General features: G+C 61.5%; 16 protein-coding genes. 8 read left to right on the forward strand and 8 right to left on the reverse strand.

Annotated features, from left to right (window positions below):
* Nucleotides 1-5: 5 nt before the first annotated feature.
* The 3 genes from ACA046_RS32270 to ACA046_RS32280 form a co-directional block, all read right to left on the reverse strand.
* Complete coding sequence (locus tag ACA046_RS32270; RefSeq protein WP_459029471.1) at nucleotides 6-2039, reverse strand: ABC transporter permease subunit; 2034 nt, start codon at nucleotides 2037-2039, stop codon at nucleotides 6-8.
* A gap of 430 nt (nucleotides 2040-2469) precedes the next feature.
* Nucleotides 2470-3459: a phosphate ABC transporter substrate-binding protein PstS gene (locus ACA046_RS32275; RefSeq protein WP_076013198.1), complete on the reverse strand. Its 990-nt coding sequence runs from the start codon at nucleotides 3457-3459 to the stop codon at nucleotides 2470-2472.
* Between the two features lie 250 nt (nucleotides 3460-3709).
* A complete protein-coding gene (locus ACA046_RS32280; RefSeq protein ID WP_497675629.1) occupies nucleotides 3710-4999 on the reverse strand; it encodes an MFS transporter in 1290 nt (429 codons plus the stop codon).
* A 456-nt stretch (nucleotides 5000-5455) separates the two neighbouring features.
* Here ACA046_RS32280 and ACA046_RS32285 point away from each other — a divergent pair, with 456 nt between their 5' ends.
* Both ACA046_RS32285 and ACA046_RS32290 read left to right on the forward strand, forming a co-directional pair.
* A complete protein-coding gene (locus ACA046_RS32285; protein WP_003176975.1) occupies nucleotides 5456-5860 on the forward strand; it encodes an acyl-CoA thioesterase in 405 nt (134 codons plus the stop codon).
* 57 nt (nucleotides 5861-5917) lie between these two features.
* Entirely contained in the window at nucleotides 5918-6817 is a 900-nt protein-coding gene (locus tag ACA046_RS32290; protein ID WP_459024812.1) for a D-hexose-6-phosphate mutarotase, read from the forward strand.
* A 116-nt stretch (nucleotides 6818-6933) separates the two neighbouring features.
* Here ACA046_RS32290 and ACA046_RS32295 read toward each other — a convergent pair whose 3' ends face one another.
* The 5 genes from ACA046_RS32295 to ACA046_RS32315 all read right to left on the reverse strand — a co-directional run bounded on the left by ACA046_RS32295 (nucleotide 6934) and on the right by ACA046_RS32315 (nucleotide 10723).
* On the reverse strand, nucleotides 6934-7467 hold the full coding sequence (locus tag ACA046_RS32295; RefSeq protein WP_459024814.1) for a DUF3299 domain-containing protein: 534 nt from the start codon (nucleotides 7465-7467) through the stop codon (nucleotides 6934-6936).
* Nucleotides 7468-7545: 78 nt separating this feature from the next.
* Complete coding sequence (locus tag ACA046_RS32300) at nucleotides 7546-7791, reverse strand: GlsB/YeaQ/YmgE family stress response membrane protein (protein WP_003213408.1); 246 nt, start codon at nucleotides 7789-7791, stop codon at nucleotides 7546-7548.
* A 104-nt stretch (nucleotides 7792-7895) separates the two neighbouring features.
* Entirely contained in the window at nucleotides 7896-8981 is a 1086-nt protein-coding gene (locus ACA046_RS32305) for a 5-(carboxyamino)imidazole ribonucleotide synthase (protein WP_088422012.1), read from the reverse strand.
* Nucleotides 8982-8992: 11 nt separating this feature from the next.
* Nucleotides 8993-9484: a 5-(carboxyamino)imidazole ribonucleotide mutase gene (purE, locus tag ACA046_RS32310; protein ID WP_003195648.1), complete on the reverse strand. Its 492-nt coding sequence runs from the start codon at nucleotides 9482-9484 to the stop codon at nucleotides 8993-8995.
* Nucleotides 9485-9799: 315 nt separating this feature from the next.
* Nucleotides 9800-10723 (reverse strand): LysR substrate-binding domain-containing protein, encoded by a 924-nt coding sequence (locus ACA046_RS32315; RefSeq protein ID WP_063033807.1) that lies wholly within the window; start codon nucleotides 10721-10723, stop codon nucleotides 9800-9802.
* A 181-nt stretch (nucleotides 10724-10904) separates the two neighbouring features.
* On the opposite strand from ACA046_RS32315, the gene aspA reads away from it, so the two are divergent.
* The 6 genes from aspA to ACA046_RS32345 all read left to right on the forward strand — a co-directional run bounded on the left by aspA (nucleotide 10905) and on the right by ACA046_RS32345 (nucleotide 18549).
* Entirely contained in the window at nucleotides 10905-12329 is a 1425-nt protein-coding gene (aspA, locus tag ACA046_RS32320) for an aspartate ammonia-lyase (protein ID WP_003213415.1), read from the forward strand.
* Nucleotides 12330-12721: 392 nt separating this feature from the next.
* Entirely contained in the window at nucleotides 12722-14173 is a 1452-nt protein-coding gene (locus ACA046_RS32325) for an alanine/glycine:cation symporter family protein (protein ID WP_459024818.1), read from the forward strand.
* 77 nt (nucleotides 14174-14250) lie between these two features.
* Nucleotides 14251-15228, forward strand: a complete 978-nt coding sequence (locus ACA046_RS32330; protein ID WP_497675630.1) for an asparaginase — start codon at nucleotides 14251-14253, stop codon at nucleotides 15226-15228.
* Nucleotides 15229-15278: 50 nt separating this feature from the next.
* Nucleotides 15279-16271 (forward strand): AraC family transcriptional regulator, encoded by a 993-nt coding sequence (locus tag ACA046_RS32335; protein ID WP_459024822.1) that lies wholly within the window; start codon nucleotides 15279-15281, stop codon nucleotides 16269-16271.
* Nucleotides 16272-16426: 155 nt separating this feature from the next.
* On the forward strand, nucleotides 16427-17461 hold the full coding sequence (locus ACA046_RS32340; protein ID WP_459024824.1) for a histone deacetylase family protein: 1035 nt from the start codon (nucleotides 16427-16429) through the stop codon (nucleotides 17459-17461).
* Nucleotides 17458-18549, forward strand: a complete 1092-nt coding sequence (locus ACA046_RS32345; protein ID WP_497675631.1) for a polyamine ABC transporter substrate-binding protein — start codon at nucleotides 17458-17460, stop codon at nucleotides 18547-18549. Before ACA046_RS32340 ends, ACA046_RS32345 begins: the two co-directional genes overlap by 4 nt.

Raw genomic sequence — 18549 nt, forward strand, 5'->3', positions numbered from 1 at the left:
CTTTCTTAAAGCGACGAGTATTTCTTGCGCAGACGCTGACGAATCAGCTCGGCGAGGGTGTTCATGACAAAGGTGAACAGCAGCAGCACCAGCGCCGAGAGGAACAGCACGCGATAGTGGCTGCCGCCGACTTCCGATTCGGGCATTTCCACCGCGACGTTGGCCGCCAGGGTGCGCAGGCCTTCAAACAGGTTCATCTCCATCACCGGCGTGTTACCGGTGGCCATCAGCACGATCATCGTTTCACCGACCGCGCGGCCCATGCCGATCATCAGTGCCGAGAAGATGCCCGGGCTGGCGGTCAGGATCACCACGCGCGTCATGGTCTGCCATGGCGTGGCACCCAGGGCCAGGGAGCCCAGGGTCAGGCCGCGCGGCACGCTGAACACGGCGTCTTCGGCGATGGAGTAGATGTTCGGGATCACCGCGAAACCCATGGCCAGGCCGACTACCAGGGCGTTGCGCTGGTCGTAGGTAATGCCCAGGTCGTGGGAGATCCACATGCGCATGTCGCCGCCGAAGAACCAGGTTTCCAGGTACGGGCTCATGTACAGCGAGAGCCAGCCCACAAACAGGATCACCGGGATCAGGATCGCGCTTTCCCAGCCATCGGGAACCCGCAGGCGGATCGACTCAGGCAGGCGGCTGAAGATGAAGCCGGCGACCAGGATGCCGATCGGCAGCAGCATCAACAGGCTGAAAATCCCCGGCAAATGCCCTTCGACATACGGCGCCAGGAACAGGCCGGCGAAGAAGCCGAGAATCACCGTCGGCATCGCTTCCATCAACTCGATCACCGGCTTGACCTTGCGGCGCAGGCTCGGGGCCATGAAGTAGGCGGTGTAGATCGCAGCGGCGACGGCCAGTGGCGCAGCCAGCAGCATGGCGTAGAACGCGGCCTTCAGGGTACCGAAGGTCAGGGGCGCCAGGCTCATTTTGGGTTCGAAGTCGGTGTTGGCGGCGGTCGATTGCCAGACGTATTTAGGCTCGTCGTAGTTTTCGTACCAGACCTTGCTCCACAACGCGCTCCAGGAGACTTCCGGGTGCGGGTTGTCCAGCAGCAGCGGTTGCAGCTTGCCGCCGGCTTCGACGATCACCCGGTTGGCCCGTGGCGACATGCCGAAGATGCCAGTGCCGTCCACCACCGGGTCCACCAGCAACGTGCGGTGGGCGGTACTGTGGAACACGCCGAATTTGCCGGAGGCGTCGAGGGCAGTGAAGCCTTTGCGGCGTTCTTCGGCGGCGATTTCAACGATAGGCGCGGTGCCCATCTGGAAGGTGCGGATCTGCTTCAGGCGTTGTTCGCCGTCCGGGTCGCGGGCCATGAACCACTGGGCCAGGCCGCCGCTGGAGTTACCGATGATCAGCGAGATGCCGCCCACCAGCTGGGTGCTGGCCGTGACTTGCGCAACGCCGTCGTCCAACAATTTGTAGCGACCGTTGAGGCTGTTGTCCCGCAGGCTGAAAACGTCGGCCTGGGCGCGACCGTTGATCACGTAAAGCCACTGCTGGCGCGGATCGACAAAGATGGCTTTCACCGGCTCGGTCATTTGCGGCAGTTCGATGCGCTTCTGCTCGGTGGTGACTTCCTCGGTCATCATGTTTTCTTCACGGCTGATGGACAGCACGTTCAGATGAGCACCACTGGAACCAGCCACCACCAGCGTCGAGTCGGTCGCATTCAAAGCGACGTGCTCAAGCGCGCGGCCTTGTTCGTCGAGGACGATCGGCGTTTCGCCGTAAGGGTATTCGACGGCGGGCGAGATGGTCTTCTTGCCTTCCGGGTACGACACTTTATACGTGTGGCGGAACACCAACGACTGGCCGTTGGACAGGCCGAGGATCACCAGCGGGCTGCCGGGCTGGTCTTCACCGATGGAGGCGACGGTCACACCGGCCGGCAACGGCAGGTCAACGCGCTTGAGTTCGGCACCCGTGTCAACGTTGAAGAACAGCGCCTGGCCCTTGTCGGAAACCCGCATGGCGACCTGGTTCTGTTCTTCCATGGAAATCATCAACGGCTTGCCGGCGTCCTGCATCCAGGCAGGCGTCAGGGCGTCTTCCTTGGTCAGGTTGGCGCCGTGGAAGAGCGGGGCGACCACGTAGGCGAGGAAGAAGAAAATCAAGGTGATAGCGCCCAGGACGGCAAGGCCGCCCACCAGCACGTACCAACGGGTCAGGCGATCCTTGAGCGCGCGGATGCGGCGCTTGCGTTGCAGCTCAGGCGTATTGAAATCAATGCGCTTGGGGGGAGAAGTCGTCGTCATGGTGGAATTGGCCAGATCATTCATGCGCACACCCTAGCGATCCTGTATGACAGAAAGATGACAATGCAGTGACGCAAGAAATCCGCCGCGTAGCAGGGCTGGCAGCGGATTAAAAAATGGGAGGCGAGGTCCAGGTCTTGCAGACCCCGCCCAGGCCTTGAACGGTGGGTGAACCCAGGTTCAAGGCAGGTTTACCGGCGGCTTATTTGCCACCCTCTTTCAGGCCCAGGTCAGCCAGTGCCTTGGCGGCAACTTTGGCTGGCAGCGGGATGTAGCCGTCTTTCACTACAACTTCCTGGCCTTGTTTAGACAGGACCAGCTTCACGAACTCGGCTTCCAGCGGGGCCAGAGGCTTGTTCGGGGCTTTGTTGACGTAGACGTAGAGGAAGCGCGACAGCGGGTATTTGCCGTTCAGGGCGTTTTCTTCGGTGTCTTCGATGAAGTCAGTGCTGCCTTTCTTGGCCAGGGCCACAGTCTTCACGCTGGCGGTTTTGTAACCGATGCCCGAGTAACCGATACCGTTCAGCGAGGAGCTGATGGACTGCACAACCGACGCCGAACCTGGTTGTTCGTTCACGTTAGGTTTGTAGTCGCCTTTGCACAGGGCTTCTTCCTTGAAGTAGCCGTAGGTGCCGGATACCGAGTTGCGACCGAACAGTTGCACTGGCTTGTTGGCCAGGTCGCCGGTCACGCCCAGGTCGCCCCAGGTTTTGACATCAGCTTTGGCGCCGCACAGACGAGTCGAGGAGAAGATCGCGTCGACTTGTTCCATGGTCAGGTGCTGGATCGGGTTGTCCTTGTGCACGAATACGGCCAGGGCATCCACGGCAACCGGGATAGCGGTTGGTTTGTAGCCGTACTTCTGCTCGAAGGCAGCCAGTTCGGTGTCCTTCATCTTGCGGCTCATCGGGCCCAGGTTGGAGGTGCCTTCAGTCAGCGCAGGAGGAGCAGTGGCGGAGCCGGCGGCCTGAATCTGGATGTTGACGTTCGGGTATTCCTTTTTGTAACCCTCAGCCCACAGGGTCATCAGGTTTGCCAAGGTATCGGAACCAACGCTGGACAGGTTGCCCGACACACCAGTGGTCTTCACGTAAGCCGGAATTGCCGGGTCAACACCAGCGGCTACCGCGTTAGCGGTCGCAACGCCAGCAGCGACAAAAGTCATTGCCGCCATCAAACGTTTCAGTTTCATGCCTTGCTCCTAGCAGATAGGGATAGTTGGATCGGGGCCAAGTATCGGTAGGCCGTGTGAACACTCTATGTCTGGAATATGACAATTAGATGAAAGGCCAGCATTTATGAAAAAGCTGACAGGAAGGAGAAACTTCAATAAATCCGGGACTTGCGGGGAGTTTGAGGCGGGTTGAGCGGTGTTTCAGAAATACTCTGCAATCTATGACTGTTCCTACGCTACGGCGTAGGAACAATCTTCAGGTTGTGGGTTAACGCCCGCGCTTCCACAGGTACCCACCCACGGCCACCCCCATCACGCACAGGACAGCCACGTAGTAGGCCGGGCCCATGGGACTTTCTTTCATCAGCAGCGACACCGCCAAGGGTGTCAGGCCACCGAATACGGCATAGGCGACGTTGTAGGAGAACGACAAACCACTGAAACGCACCACTGGCGGGAATGCCTTCACCATGACATAGGGCACCACACCGATGGTGCCTACAAACAGGCCGGTCAAGGCGTACAACGGGAACAGCCAACCTGGGTGAGCCATCAGGCTGTGATAGAGCGTCCAGGACGTTGCCAGCAACAGCGCACAGCCGATGATCAACACACGCCCGGCACCGAATCGGTCGGCCAGGGCCCCGGAGGCAATACACCCCAGGCTCAGGGTGACGATGGCCAGGCTATTGGCCTGCAGCGCCACCGTAGGGCTGAAGTGGTAGACCGTTTGCAGCACGGTCGGCGTCATCAGGATCACAACGACCACACCGGCCGAAAGCAACCAGGTCAGCAACATCGACAACACGATGGCACCACGGTGGTCACGCAGCACCGCGCGCAATGGTAGCTCTGCCGCCAGGGTCTTGCGCTGCTGCATCTCGGCGAAGATCGGGGTCTCGTGCAGCCAGCGACGCAGGTACACCGACAGCAAGCCAAACACACCACCCAGCAGGAACGGAATTCGCCAGGCGTAATCCGACACCTGCTCCGGGGTGTAGAGCGTGTTGATGGCGGTGGCCACCAGCGAACCCAACAGGATGCCGGCCGTCAGGCCGCTGGTCAGGGTGCCACAGGCATAGCCAATATGACGCGGCGGCACATGCTCGGAAACGAACACCCACGCGCCTGGCACTTCACCGCCAATCGCCGCGCCCTGGATCACGCGCATCAGCAGCAACAGGATCGGCGCCCACAGGCCGATCTGCGCATAGGTCGGCAGCAGGCCCATGATCAGGGTCGGCACGGCCATCATGAAGATGCTCAGGGTGAACATCTTCTTGCGCCCCAGCAGGTCGCCGAAGTGCGCCATGATGATCCCGCCCAACGGCCGCGCCAGGTAGCCGGCGGCGAAAATGCCGAAGGTCTGCATCATGCGCAGCCATTCGGGCATCTCGGCAGGGAAAAACAGTTTCCCGACCACTGTGGCGAAAAACACGAAAATGATGAAGTCGTAGAACTCCAGCGCCCCGCCCAAGGCAGACAGCGACAGGGTTTTGTAGTCGTTGCGGGTCAGCGGGCGCGAAGGTTGCGCACTGCTTGCGGGCACGGAGGACATGGCAAGGCTTCTCTTATAGTAGTCAGGACGGCAAGCCCGGGACTTGCGGCAGGTTTGGCAAGATAGCAAATCGCTTGAAAAAGCACAGCGTCGGGCCGTTAACAGTTCAGATAAGCGAAATATTCCCGTCGCAGAACTGCAATTAACATGAGCAGGAGCACAGTTGCCGGAAAAAGCCGCGATACAGCGTCTATTTACCGACCAAATGAGCGACGGGAGGTCGTCGTGGCGCCGACGGCTCGATATACTCGCCCATTGCAAGCGCCAGACCCGCATCCTTGAGGGGCTGCTGTGCCAAAACGCCGTTGGTGTCCTCCAGCCGATTTGGCAGAGTTTCCCTTTAGTACGCCTTACGAGAAACGCATCGAGCGGTGTATGTTGGTGCTGAAACGTTTTTCCAGAAGACGGCTATCCACTTGAAATACCCATAAAGCGTCACGGGTCAGAGGCACCGGCATGATCGAACTCGAACAAGAAGATCCTATCCCGCAAGGCGATCTCGCCCTGCAAATCACCGCACTCCCGCGTGAAACCAACGGTTTCGGCGACATCTTCGGCGGCTGGCTGGTCGCGCAGATGGACTTGGCCGGCACGGCCATGGCGAGCAAGGTTGCCGGTGGCCGCGTCGCGACCGTCGCGATTGATCGCATGGCATTCCTGGTGCCAGTGGCCGTCGGCGCGCAGTTGTCCTTCTATACCCAGGCCCTGGAAATCGGCCGCAGCTCGATCCAGATGATGGTCGAAGTGTGGAGCGACGACCCGCTGTCCAGCGAATGGCGCAAGGTGACCGAGGCTGTGTTTGTGTTCGTTGCCATCGATGGCAGCGGTCGCACCCGGTCCGTTCCGTCGCGGGCGCGTTAAACATCGCGACGTTTTGACGGTCCATTGCCCATTGTCTGCCATTGAGAGCGCGCGCCTATGTCTACGCCCAACGTTGAAACCGTAAAACTGGATGAGCTGAACGCTTGGCGCATCCGCCATAACGGGGCCGAATTGGTGGTGGCCCAGCAAGGCGCGCACATCGTCAGTTACCAGCGCACCGGCGAGAAGCCGCTGATCTGGCCCAATGACGCCGTGGTGTTCAAGAAAGGCAAAGGCATTCGTACCGGCGTGCCGGTGTGCTGGCCGTGGTTTGGCGTGTTCGACCGCAATCCGCAAAGCGTCAAGGCCATGTACCAGGGCGACGAGCCGGCTGGGGCGCATGGTTTCGTACGGACCGCCGACTGGACATTGGCTGGCGTGGAAGCTGAAGGCACAGCGTTGCGGGTTGAACTGGAACTGCCGGTGCCTGAAGGTGGCTTCCCGGGTTGGCCGCATCTAGTTGACCTGAAGATGAGCCTCCTGCTGGATGATCAACTGCACATCCGCCTGACCAGCCACAACCGTGGCACCGAGACCGTCAGCCTCAGCCAGGCGCTGCACAGTTATTTTGCGGTCAGTGATGTGCGCAACGTGCAGGTCGACGGCCTGGACGGGCGAGCCTATATCGACACCGCCGACGGCTGGAGCCACAAGCAGCAATCCGGGCTTCTGCACTTCACCGCCGAGACCGACCGCATCTACCTCGACACGCCGGCTCAGCTGAACATTGTCGATAAAGACTGGCAGCGCCGCGTTCAACTCACCAGCACAGGCTCGCGCTCGACGGTGATCTGGAACCCGTGGACTGAACGTGCCAAGGCCTTCAGCGACATGGCCGACGATGGCTGGCAGGGCATGCTGTGCATCGAGACCGCGAACGTGCTGGACGATGTGGTGACACTGGCGCCTGGTGAAAGCCATACCTTGGGCGTGAGCATCAGCGGTATTGCCCTGTAAACCCAATCAAAAATGTGGGAGCGGGCTTGCTCGCGAATGCGGTTTTCCAGTTAGTGCATGTACTGACTGACACACCGCTTTCGCGAGCAAGCCCCCACATTAGGTTCTGCGTCAGATCAGAGATCCGACTCTTTGACCGCCCGCACTTTCCCCGCATCCAGCGCATACGCCGCATCGGCCAGGTCATTGTTGACCTTCTCCACCTTCAGCGTGCCCGTCACCCACAGCGGCGTGTAGATATCATCCAGCTTCAAACCCTTGGGATAACGCACCAGCACCAACTGGTTGGGCGGCGGTGGCGGCACGTGGATGCAGGCACCCGGGTAAGGCACCAGGAAGAACAGCGTGCTGCGGCCCTTGGCGTCGGTTTCCAGTGGCACGGGGTAGCCGCCGATGCGGATGTTCTTGCCGTTCATGGCGGCCACGGTCTTGGTGGAATACATCACCGCCGGCAAGCCCTTGCTCTGCTTCAGGCCACCCTTTTCGGTGAACGTGCCTTGGGCTTCCGGGGAGTTGTGGTCGATTTCCGGCATTTCTTCGAGGGCTTTCTGGTCCGACTTGGGCATCAGTTCCAGCCAGTCGGTTTCCGGCAGTTCACCCGCGTGGACCAACCCGGTGCATAGAAGAAGGGATAACAGAAGACGGCGCATGGAGAGGCTCGGCAAGGATTACAGTGCCGGCATTCTAGCCCTCTGCGCCTGCGCAGCGCAGAGGGCTTGGTCGCTAAATTACTTCTTTTTCAGCAGACCGTAGATCACCAGCAGCACCACGGCACCCACCAGCGCACCAATGAAGCCTGCGCCTTGGCCAGCCTGATAGATGCCCAGTGCCTGGCCACCATAGGTAGCAACCAGCGAACCGGCGATACCCAGCAGGATGGTCATGATCCAGCCCATGCTGTCGTCGCCTGGCTTCAGGAAACGCGCCAGCAGGCCGACGATCAAACCGATAAAGATGGTTCCAATGATACCCATGGCATTTCCCTCTGATTGAAGTGAGCTAAGTCAAAGCCTAGTCAGACTTTGGCTTCCTGCAATCAGAGGGTGGCGGGTACCAATGGTTCCCGCCCGGCCTTGGGTTATTGCTCGGCGATCAGCGCTTCTACCTTGAGAATCTGCGCTTCCAGGGTCGCGCGATCCTTGCAACGCAGGTTGGCGTGGCCGACCTTGCGCCCGGCCTTGAAAGCCTTGCCGTAGTGATGCAGATGGCAGTCATCGATGGCGATGACTTTTTCCACCGGCGGCACCACGCCAATGAAGTTGAGCATGGCGCTCTCGCCAACCTTGGCCGTGGAACCCAAGGGCAAGCCCGCCACCGCCCGCAGGTGGTTTTCGAACTGGCTGCACTCGGCGCCTTCGGTGGTCCAGTGCCCGGAGTTGTGCACGCGCGGGGCGATTTCGTTGGCCTTGAGGCCGCCGTCGACTTCAAAGAACTCGAACGCCATCACGCCGACGTAATCCAGTTGCTTGAGCACACGGCTCGAATAGTCTTCGGCCAGGGCTTGCAACGGGTGGTCGGTGCTGGCCACGGACAGCTTGAGGATGCCGCTGTCGTGGGTATTGTGTACCAGCGGGTAGAAGCGGGTTTCGCCATCCCGGGCACGCACGGCGATCAGCGAGACTTCGCCGGTGAACGGCACGAAGCCTTCCAGCAGGCAGGCGACGCTGCCCAATTCGGCGAAGGTACCGACCACGTCGGCGGCGGTGCGCAGGACTTTCTGGCCCTTGCCGTCGTAACCCAGGGTGCGAGTCTTCAGCACGGCCGGCAGGCCGATGGAAGCAACAGCGGCGTCCAGGTCAGCCTGGGACTGGATGTCGGCGAAGGCCGGCGTCGGGATGCCCAGGTCCTTGAACATGCTCTTCTCGAACCAGCGGTCACGAGCGATGCGCAAGGCTTCGGCGCTCGGGTACACCGGCACGAACTGCGACAGGAAGGCCACGGTTTCAGCCGGGACACTTTCGAACTCGAAGGTCACCAGGTCGACTTCATCGGCCAGTTGGCGCAGGTGATCCGGGTCGCTGTAATCAGCCCGCAGGTGTTCACCCAACGCAGCCGCACAGGCGTCCGGCGCCGGGTCCAGGAAAGCGAAGTTCATCCCCAGCGGCGTACCCGCCAGGGCCAGCATGCGGCCCAGTTGGCCGCCACCGATTACACCGATTTTCATCGTCAACAACCTCAGGCAATGCGGGGGTCTGGATTGTCCAGGACGCTGTCTGTCTGTTCAGCACGGAATTTTTTCAGCACCGCGTGGAACTGCGGGTGCTTGGCGCCGAGGATGCTGGCGGACAGCAAGGCTGCGTTGATCGCGCCGGCCTTGCCGATCGCCAGGGTGGCCACCGGAATACCGGCGGGCATCTGCACGATGGACAACAGCGAATCCACGCCCGAGAGCATCGACGACTGCACCGGAACGCCAAGTACTGGCAGGTGAGTCTTGGCGGCACACATGCCTGGCAAGTGAGCTGCACCGCCGGCACCGGCGATAATCACCTCGATGCCACGGGATTCTGCTTCATCGGCATACTGGAACAGCAAATCCGGAGTGCGGTGGGCGGAAACCACCTTCACTTCATAGGGAATGCCGAGTTTTTCCAGCATATCGGCGGTGTGGCTAAGGGTGGACCAATCGGACTTGGAGCCCATGATCACGCCAACCAATGCACTCATCGTCGTGCCTCTTCTCTCTGGGCGCCCGCAGGCGCGTCAAAAAACAACAAGCCACGCGGGAAATCCGGCGTGGCTTGTTGTACGAATTAAGGCCGGTTGGACCGGCCGAAGGCCGCGCAGTATACCGTAATAATGCAGATAAACAGCCCCTTGGGTGACCATCTGTCCAGTGGCCCAAAGTAGCGGTTTTATTGACTTCCAGGTCAGCGAAAACACCACAAACCCTGTGGGAGCTGGCTTGCCTGCGATGGCGGAGGGTCAGTGCCTGCAATGTAGGCTGATACACCGCTATCGCAGGCAAGCCAGCTCCCACATTTAACCGCGCTCAGCCGCCGGGGACTGCGCCGCACCACCTTCCAGCTTGCGCCACAGCAACCGCACGTTCGCCTTGCGCACCAAGGCACAGCGGTACAGCCGGATCTCCAGCGGCACATGCCATTGCGGGCCGCCGCACACCACCAGTTCGCCCCGGGCCAGCTCGGCGCGCACGCTCAACTGCGGCACCCAGGCAATGCCCAAGCCTTCGAGGGCCATGCTTTTCAGGCTGTCGGCCATGGCGGTTTCATAAATCGTGGTAAAGCGCAGCGCCCGCTGGCGCAGCAGCAGGTTTACCGAACGCCCCAGGAAAGCCCCGGCGCTGTAGGCCAGCAGCGGCACGCTGCCCTCGCCTTCCAGGTCGAACAGCGGCTTGCCGTCGGCATCGGCGGCGCACACTGGCAGCATCTCGGTGTTGCCCAGGTGCAGCGACGGGAAGATTTCCGGGTCCATCTGCATGGCCGCATCCGGGTCGTAGAACGCCAGCATCAAATCGCAACCGCCTTCGCGCAAGGCATGCACGGCGTCACCCACGTTGGTGGCAACCAACCGCGTGGCGATGTTCAGCCCTTCGTTGCGCAACTGCGCGATCCAGCGCGGGAAGAAGCCCAACGCCAGGGAGTGCGCCGCGGCCACTTGCATGACTTCGCCCTGCCCGCCTTCCAGGTGATGCAAGTGCCGCAGCACTTCACCGAGCTGCTCGACCACGGTACGCGCGGTGACCAGGAACAACTGCCCCGCCGCCGTCAGTTCGACCGGCGTGCGCGAGCGATTGACCAGTGTCAGCCCCAGCGCGGCCTCCAGGCTGCGAATGCGTCGACTGAACGCCGGCTGGGTGACAAAGCGCCGCTCCGCCGCCTGGGAGAAGCTGCGGGTGGCAGCCAGGGCGCTAAAGTCTTCCAGCCATTTGCTTTCAAGGTTCATCACATCCTCCCGGGGCATGCACCATTTTGGCACACACGACCGTTATGGTAACGGGGTCACACCGACATTATGCCGTTTATGCATAGCCCAGTGTTTAACAGCATTGGCCCAAAATCTCCTGCAAGCCTAGCATTCACAGCGTTCCGGCCTAGCCCGGGTCCATATCGAGATGATTTCCGTCATGTCCTCCGCTGCATCTTTCCGCACAGAAAAAGACCTGCTTGGCGTACTCGAAGTACCCGCTCAAGCGTATTACGGCATCCAGACCCTGCGAGCGGTGAATAACTTCCGCCTCTCGGGCGTTCCGATTTCGCATTACCCGAAATTGGTGGTCGGCCTGGCAATGGTCAAGCAGGCAGCTGCTGACGCCAACCGCGAGCTGGGCCAGCTTAGCGAAGCCAAGCACGCTGCCATCAGCGAAGCCTGTGCCCGTCTGATCCGCGGCGATTTCCACGAAGAGTTCGTGGTGGACATGATTCAAGGCGGCGCTGGCACTTCAACCAACATGAATGCCAACGAAGTCATCGCCAACATCGCGCTGGAGGCCATGGGCCACAGCAAGGGCGAATATCAATACCTGCACCCCAACAACGACGTGAACATGGCGCAGTCGACCAACGACGCCTACCCGACCGCGATCCGCCTGGGTTTGCTGCTGGGCCACGACGCCTTGTTGGCCAGCCTCGACAGCCTGATCCAGGCGTTCGCTGCCAAAGGTGAAGAATTCAGCCACGTCCTGAAGATGGGCCGTACCCAGCTGCAAGACGCCGTGCCGATGACCCTCGGCCAGGAATTCCGTGCCTTCGCCACCACCCTCGGTGAAGACCTGGCTCGCCTGAAGACCCTGGCGCCTGAGCTGCTGACTGAAGTGAACCTGGGCGGCACCGCCATCGGTACCGGCATCAACGCCGACCCGCGTTACCAAGCCCTGGCCGTGCAACGCCTGGCCACCATCAGCGGCCAGCCGCTGGTACCGGCTGCCGACCTGATCGAAGCCACCTCCGACATGGGCGCCTTCGTGCTGTTCTCCGGCATGCTCAAGCGTACCGCGGTGAAGCTGTCGAAGATCTGCAATGACCTGCGCCTGCTGTCCAGCGGCCCACGTACCGGCATCAACGAAATCAACCTGCCAGCGCGTCAGCCAGGCAGCTCGATCATGCCCGGCAAGGTCAACCCGGTCATCCCGGAAGCCGTGAACCAGGTAGCGTTCCAGATCATCGGTAACGACTTGGCACTGACCATCGCGGCCGAAGGCGGCCAGCTGCAACTGAACGTGATGGAGCCGCTGATCGCCTACAAGATCTTCGACTCGATCCGCCTGCTGCAACGCGCCATGGACATGCTGCGCGAGCACTGCATCGTCGGCATCACCGCCAACGAAGCCCGCTGCCGCGAACTGGTGGAGCACTCCATCGGCCTGGTCACCGCGCTGAACCCGTACATCGGCTATGAAAACGCCACCCGCATCGCCCGCATCGCCCTTGAAAGCGGCCGCGGCGTGCTGGAATTGGTGCGCGAAGAAGGCTTGCTCGACGACGCCATGCTCGACGACATCCTGCGCCCCGAAAACATGATTGCCCCACGTTTGGTCCCTTTGAAGGCCTAAGCGTTTGTTGCACCGCTCACCAGGTTGAGGGACTAGACACCTCTCACCTTTTGAGGGCCTGAAGGCTCGTTCTTCAGGCCCTTTTTTTTGCCTCACGGTTGCGAAATGATGCCAATAAAAACTCCAAGATCGCCCCACAAACCTGCCTTGCCCGTAACGCCTTGGCTGAAACCTTTAATCGCCTCGTGCAGACGGATCACACACTCCTAGGTATAGTGCCGCCCCTCTTCGCGTCAGCGGTCGTCGGTAACGAGACCCTGGGAAGCGCGAAACCGCATGAATAACAACACCCGCAAAAGGATTGGGGTCGAAGCGTCGTGCACTGCCTGGTGCCGAGCGATGCGTCGGACCGTCCTGCGTTTGCCATTAGAAAAATCAGCGAGGAACACTCCATGCTAGAAGTCATCAACGACTTCCTCTCAGGGAAAGTATTGATCGTGCTCATTGTCGGGCTCGGTGGTTACTTCACGATCCGCTCGCGTTTCGTTCAGTTGCGTCACTTTTTCCACATGTTTTCGGTGTTTCGCGACAGCCTGAAAAGCAGCGCCGGCCAACTCAGCTCGTTCCAGGCGCTGATGCTCAGCCTCGCCGGGCGCGTGGGTGCAGGCAATATCGCAGGCGTCGGCATTGCCGTGACCCTGGGTGGCCCGGGTGCCGTGTTCTGGATGTGGGTCACCGCACTGGTGGGCATGTCTTCGAGCTTTATCGAGTGCTCCCTCGGCCAGCTCTACAAACGCACCGACGCTGAAGGCACCTACCGTGGCGGCCCGGCGTATTACATCCAGCATGGCCTGCACAAGCGCTGGTTGGGCATGGTGATGGCGTTCCTGCTGCTGGTGACCTTCGGTTTCGCCTTCAACGGTCTGCAAGCCCACGCCGTAACCCACTCGCTGAACAACGCGTTTGGCCTCGACACCACCTACACCGGCCTGGCCCTGGCTGTGCTGCTGGGCCTGGTGTTCATTGGCGGGATCAAGCGTATCGCCTCGATCGCCGACCTGCTGGTGCCGGTCAAGACCCTGGTCTACATCGCCGTGACCCTGTACGTGATCGTGCTGCAATTCGACCACGTGCCAGCCATGCTCGCGACCATCGTCAAGAGCGCCTTCGGCCTCGACCAAGCCTTCGGTGGCCTGGTGGGCAGCGCGATCATCATGGGTGTGAAGCGCGGCGTGTTCGCCAACGAAGCCGGCCTGGGCAGTGCGCCTAACGTGGCGGCAGTCGCGTCGGTAGAGCACCCGATCGCCCAAGGCGTGGTGCAAGCGTTCAGCGTGTTCCTCGACACCTTTGTGATCTGCACCTGCACCGCGTTGCTGATCCTGCTCTCGGGTTTCTACACCCCGGGCTTTGAAGGCGACGGCATTGCCCTGACCCAGAACTCCCTGGCGGCAGTGGTCGGTGACTGGGGCCGGATGTTCATCTCGGTGGCCCTGGCGTTGTTCGTGTTCACCTCGATCATGTACAACTACTACCTCGGCGAGAGCAACCTGCGCTTCATCGTGGGCGACAACCGCAAGGTCCTGATGGGCTACCGCGCGCTGGTGCTGGTGCTGATTTTCTGGGGTTCCATCGAGAACCTCGGCACCGTGTTCGCCTTCGCCGACATCACCATGACCATGCTCGCGTTCGTCAACCTGTTCGCCCTGGCGTTCCTGTTCAAGATCGCCATGCGCATCCTGAATGACTACGACGGCCAGCGTGCTGCGGGCATCAAGACTCCGGTGTTTGATTCCAGCAAGTTCCCGGACCTGGACCTGGACCGCAAGGCTTGGCCGGCGAACCCGGTGAAGGCTGAGCCAGCCGCTCAGGCATCGGTCGAACTGAGCGCTCAAACGCAACGCTAAACCTAGATAGATGACACGCCGCCCGGCCTTGGGCATGCTCTGGGCCCGGCGGCGTTTTTCGTTCAGGAGATTCTTCAATGCAACCAGCCAACAACGTCATGGTGCTCTACACCGGCGGCACCATCGGCATGCAGGCCAGCGCAAACGGCCTGGCCCCCGCTTCGGGTTTTGAAGCGCGAATGAGCGAAGCCCTCGCCCAACTGAATATGCCAGCCTGGCGCTTCCGGGAAATGTCCCCGCTGATCGACAGCGCCAACATGACCCCCGCCTACTGGCAGCGCCTGCGCGCCGCCGTGATTGAGGCGGTGGACGAGGGCTGCGACGCCGTGCTGGTGCTGCACGGCACCGACACCCTGGCCTACAGCGCGGCCGCCATGAGTTTCCAACTGCTGGGACTGCCCGCACCGGTGCTGTTTACCGGCTCGATGCTGCCTGCCGGCGTGCCCGACAGCGATGCCTGGGAGAACGTCAGCGGTGCGCTGGCAGCCTTGGGCGAAGGCCTGGCGGCGGGCGTGCAACTGTACTTCCACGGCGCACTGATGGCCCCGACCCGTTGCGCGAAAATCCGCAGTTTTGGTCGCCACCCGTTTGCCGCGTTACAGCGTAATGGCGGCGTGGCCAAGGCCGAACTGGTGCCAGCCGCGCTGCATTACCGCCAGGCCAAGGCGCTGGCCAATGTGGGCGTGCTGCCACTGGTGCCGGGCATCGCCGCCGCGCAATTGGACGGGTTGATCGACAGCGGCATCCAGGCGCTGGTGCTGGAATGCTTCGGCAGCGGCACCGGGCCGAGCGACAACCCCCAGTTCCTCGCCAGCCTCCAGCGCGCGCAGGATAACGGCGTGGTGGTGGTGGCAATTACCCAATGCCATGAAGGCGGCGTGGAGCTGGATGTGTACGAAGCCGGTAGCCGCTTGCGTGGCGTGGGCGTGTTGTCAGGTGGCGGGATGACCCGGGAAGCCGTGTTCGGCAAGCTCAATGCCTTGATCGGCGCCGGGCTGGACACCGCCGAAGTCCGCCGCCTGGTCGAACTCGACCTGTGCGGCGAACTGAACTGACCGGCATATAACTTGCTCCTCTTCCAGCCATCCCCTGGCTGGAAGCACCCATGTTGCACTCCCACCTCACCACCCTCAATGCCGTCTCGTTGGTGCTGAATACCTTCAAGGCGGAAGGCCAACCCGCCGAGGCCTTGCTGGCCGGCAGCGGTATCTGCGCGGCGGACTTGAGCCGCGCCGACACCCGCATCACCACCAACCAGGAGATGCGCGTGTGCGCCAACGCCGTGGCCCTGCGCCGGGATATCGGCCTGGAGCTGGGCCGGCAAATGCACGTTTCTTCCTATGGCATGCTCGGTTACGCGCTGCTCACCAGTGCCACCTTCGGTGACGCTTTGCGCCTTGCGCTGCGGTATCCGGCGCTGCTGGGAACACTTTTCGAGCTGGACCTCGAGGAAGACGGCACGCGCATCTGGTTCAGCGCCGCGGATTACCGGGAAAATCCGGCACTGGAAATGTTCAACGTCGAACTCTGCCTGGCCTCGTTGAAGGTGATCTGCGACGACCTGCTGGGGCATGCCTTGCCGCTGCTGGGTGCGCGCTTTGAACATGACGCCCCGGATTACCGCGCGCGGTACGCCGAAAGCTTTGCCTGCTCGCTGCAATTCGGCGCCACCGCCAACGCGTTTGCCTTCGACCGAAGCTGGCTGGACCAGCCCCTGCCATTAGCCGACGCCGTCACCCACCAGGCCATGGCCGAGCGCTGCCGCAAGCAAAACACCGAGTTCACCGGGCGCCAGGCGTGGCTGGGCAAGATTCGCCACCTGCTCGCCAACCAACTCAGCGCCGCGCCGGGACTCGATGGCCTGGCCGAGCAGATGAACTGCTCCCCCCGCACGCTACGCCGGCACCTGCATGACTTGGGCTGCAGCTATCAGGAGTTGCTGGACGAGCTACGCTTCGAGCGGGCCAAACGGTTGCTGGGCGAGGATGAACTGCCCATTTACCGAATTGCCGAGGCGCTGGGCTTCAGCGAAACCGCGAGTTTCCGTCACGCCTTTGTGCGCTGGAGCGGCGTAGCGCCCAGCCAGTTCCGCCCCTGAAGCCACTTGGTGGGGCGTGGCCGCGCCATTTCGGGGCGAATTGCGGTCACACACTTTGGCCATATTGATCCCCTTTTGGCCGCTCCTGCCATTCTCATTAAACCCACCCGCCGCAAGACTGGACCTCACCGATTCAGCCTGCGGAGAACAACAATATGCTGACGATCTACTCGGACGATCACCACCTGCATCATGGCCGGTGCGAGTTGATGGACGGGCAACTGATGCCGTGTTTTGAAATGCCCTCGCGCGCCGACCATGTGTTGCAACGGGTCAAGGAGCGCGAACTGGGACCGGTGCAAGCGCCCAACGATTTTGGCCTGGCGCCGCTGCAACGCATTCACAGCCCCGCCTATCTGGACTTCTTTAAAGGCGCCTGGGAGCGCTGGACCGCGTTCGGCCAGGACGGAGATCTGCTGCCCTACACCTGGCCCGCACGCACTTTGCGCCGGGTCATCCCCACCAGCCTGCACGGCCAGCTCGGCTATTACAGCTTCGACGGCGGCGCGCCGATCACCGCCGGCACCTGGCAAGCGGCCTACAGCGCAGCGCAAGTCGCGCTGACTGCGCAACAGGCGATCCAGCAAGGTGCCCAAAGCGCCTTCGCCCTGTGCCGTCCGCCCGGGCACCATGCCGCCAGCGACTTGATGGGCGGCTATTGCTACCTGAACAACGCGGCGATCGCAGCCCAGGCGTTTCTCGACCAGGGCCACGGGAAGGTCGCCATCCTCGACGTGGACTACCACCACGGCAACGGTACCCAGTCGATTTTCTACGAGCGCAACGATGTGCTGTTCACCTCGATCCATGGCCATCCGGAAGCGGAATTTCCGTTCTTCCTGGGCTATGCCGACGAGTCGGGCGAAGGCGCCGGTGAAGGTTTCAACTTCAATTATCCGCTGCCTGCAGGTTCTGGCTGGGACCGCTGGAGCGCCGCGCTGGAGCAGGCGTGTGAGGAGATTGAGCGCTATGGCGCCGACATCATCGTGGTGTCGCTGGGCGTGGACACCTTCAAGGACGACCCGATCTCCCAGTTCAAGCTCGACAGCCCAGACTACCTGGCGATGGGCGCGCGAATCGCCCGCCTCGGCAAACCGACGCTGTTTGTGATGGAAGGCGGCTATGCCGTGGAAGAAATCGGCATCAATGCCGTCAACGTTCTCGAAGGTTTTGAGGGATTCGCCCAATGAACATGCTCAAGCATCTCGTCCTCTGCGCCGCCGTGCTGAGCGGGGCCGCGCACGCCGAAGAAAGAACCCTGCGGGTCTACAACTGGTTCGACTACATCACCCCCAAGGCCCTGGAAGATTTCAAGGCGCAGAACCCCAGCGTCAAGCTGGTCTACGACATCTTCGACACCAACGAAGCCCTTGAGGCCAAGCTGCTGACCGGCAACTCCGGCTATGACGTGGTGGTGCCGTCCAACGTGTTCCTGGCCAAGCAGATCGAAGCCTCGGTGTTCCAGCCGCTGGACCGCAGCAAACTGCCCAACTGGAACCACCTCGATCCCAAGTTGATGAAGCTGATCGAGGCCAACGACCCGGGTAATAAGTTCGCCGTGCCCTACATGTACGGCACCATCCTGATCGGCTTCAACCCGGACAAGGTCAAGGCCGCGCTGGGTGCCAACGCGCCCGTGGACAGCTGGGACTTGATCTTCAACGTCGAAAACATCAGCAAGCTCAAGCAATGCGGCGTGGCGCTGCTGGATTCGCCGTCGGAGATCCTGCCGCTGGCCTTGCAGCACCTGGGCCTGGACCCCAACAGCAGCAACCCGGCGGACTATGTCAAAGCCGAAGCGCTGCTGATGAAGATCCGTCCGTACATCACCTATTTCCACTCGTCCAAGTACATGGCCGACATTGCCAACGGTGACATCTGCGTGGCGGTCGGCTATTCCGGCAGCTTCTCCCAGGCCGCCAACCGCGCCAAGGAAGCCAAGAACGGCGTGACCGTGGACATGCGCCTGCCGAAAGAAGGTGCGCCAATCTGGTTCGATATGCTCGCCATCCCCAAAGGCGCCAAGGACCCGGAAGACGCCTACACCTTTATCAACTACCTGCTGCAACCGGGCGTGATCGCGCCGATCAGTGACTTTGTCGGTTATCCCAACCCCAACAAGGACGCCACCGGTTTGGTGGACCCGGCCATTCGCAACAACCCCAACCTGTACCCGACCGAGGCCGCCATGTCCACGCTGTATACCCTCAAGCCGCTGGGACGTGATGCCGAACGGGCCAGGACCCGCGCCTGGACCAAGATCAAGTCCGGCACCTGA

This window comes from Pseudomonas sp. LBUM1641 (assembly GCF_059716235.1).

Coding starts and splice junctions, on each gene's coding strand:
- ACA046_RS32270 (WP_459029471.1), bottom strand. CDS start 2,039: ATGCAGGACGCCGGCAAGCCGTTGATGATTTCCATGGAAGAACAGAAC.
- ACA046_RS32275 (WP_076013198.1), bottom strand. CDS start 3,459: ATGAAACTGAAACGTTTGATGGCGGCAATGACTTTTGTCGCTGCTGGC.
- ACA046_RS32280 (WP_497675629.1), bottom strand. CDS start 4,999: ATGTCCTCCGTGCCCGCAAGCAGTGCGCAACCTTCGCGCCCGCTGACC.
- ACA046_RS32285 (WP_003176975.1), top strand. CDS start 5,456: ATGATCGAACTCGAACAAGAAGATCCTATCCCGCAAGGCGATCTCGCC.
- ACA046_RS32290 (WP_459024812.1), top strand. CDS start 5,918: ATGTCTACGCCCAACGTTGAAACCGTAAAACTGGATGAGCTGAACGCT.
- ACA046_RS32295 (WP_459024814.1), bottom strand. CDS start 7,467: ATGCGCCGTCTTCTGTTATCCCTTCTTCTATGCACCGGGTTGGTCCAC.
- ACA046_RS32300 (WP_003213408.1), bottom strand. CDS start 7,791: ATGGGTATCATTGGAACCATCTTTATCGGTTTGATCGTCGGCCTGCTG.
- ACA046_RS32305 (WP_088422012.1), bottom strand. CDS start 8,981: ATGAAAATCGGTGTAATCGGTGGCGGCCAACTGGGCCGCATGCTGGCC.
- purE (WP_003195648.1), bottom strand. CDS start 9,484: ATGAGTGCATTGGTTGGCGTGATCATGGGCTCCAAGTCCGATTGGTCC.
- ACA046_RS32315 (WP_063033807.1), bottom strand. CDS start 10,723: ATGAACCTTGAAAGCAAATGGCTGGAAGACTTTAGCGCCCTGGCTGCC.
- aspA (WP_003213415.1), top strand. CDS start 10,905: ATGTCCTCCGCTGCATCTTTCCGCACAGAAAAAGACCTGCTTGGCGTA.
- ACA046_RS32325 (WP_459024818.1), top strand. CDS start 12,722: ATGCTAGAAGTCATCAACGACTTCCTCTCAGGGAAAGTATTGATCGTG.
- ACA046_RS32330 (WP_497675630.1), top strand. CDS start 14,251: ATGCAACCAGCCAACAACGTCATGGTGCTCTACACCGGCGGCACCATC.
- ACA046_RS32335 (WP_459024822.1), top strand. CDS start 15,279: ATGTTGCACTCCCACCTCACCACCCTCAATGCCGTCTCGTTGGTGCTG.
- ACA046_RS32340 (WP_459024824.1), top strand. CDS start 16,427: ATGCTGACGATCTACTCGGACGATCACCACCTGCATCATGGCCGGTGC.
- ACA046_RS32345 (WP_497675631.1), top strand. CDS start 17,458: ATGAACATGCTCAAGCATCTCGTCCTCTGCGCCGCCGTGCTGAGCGGG.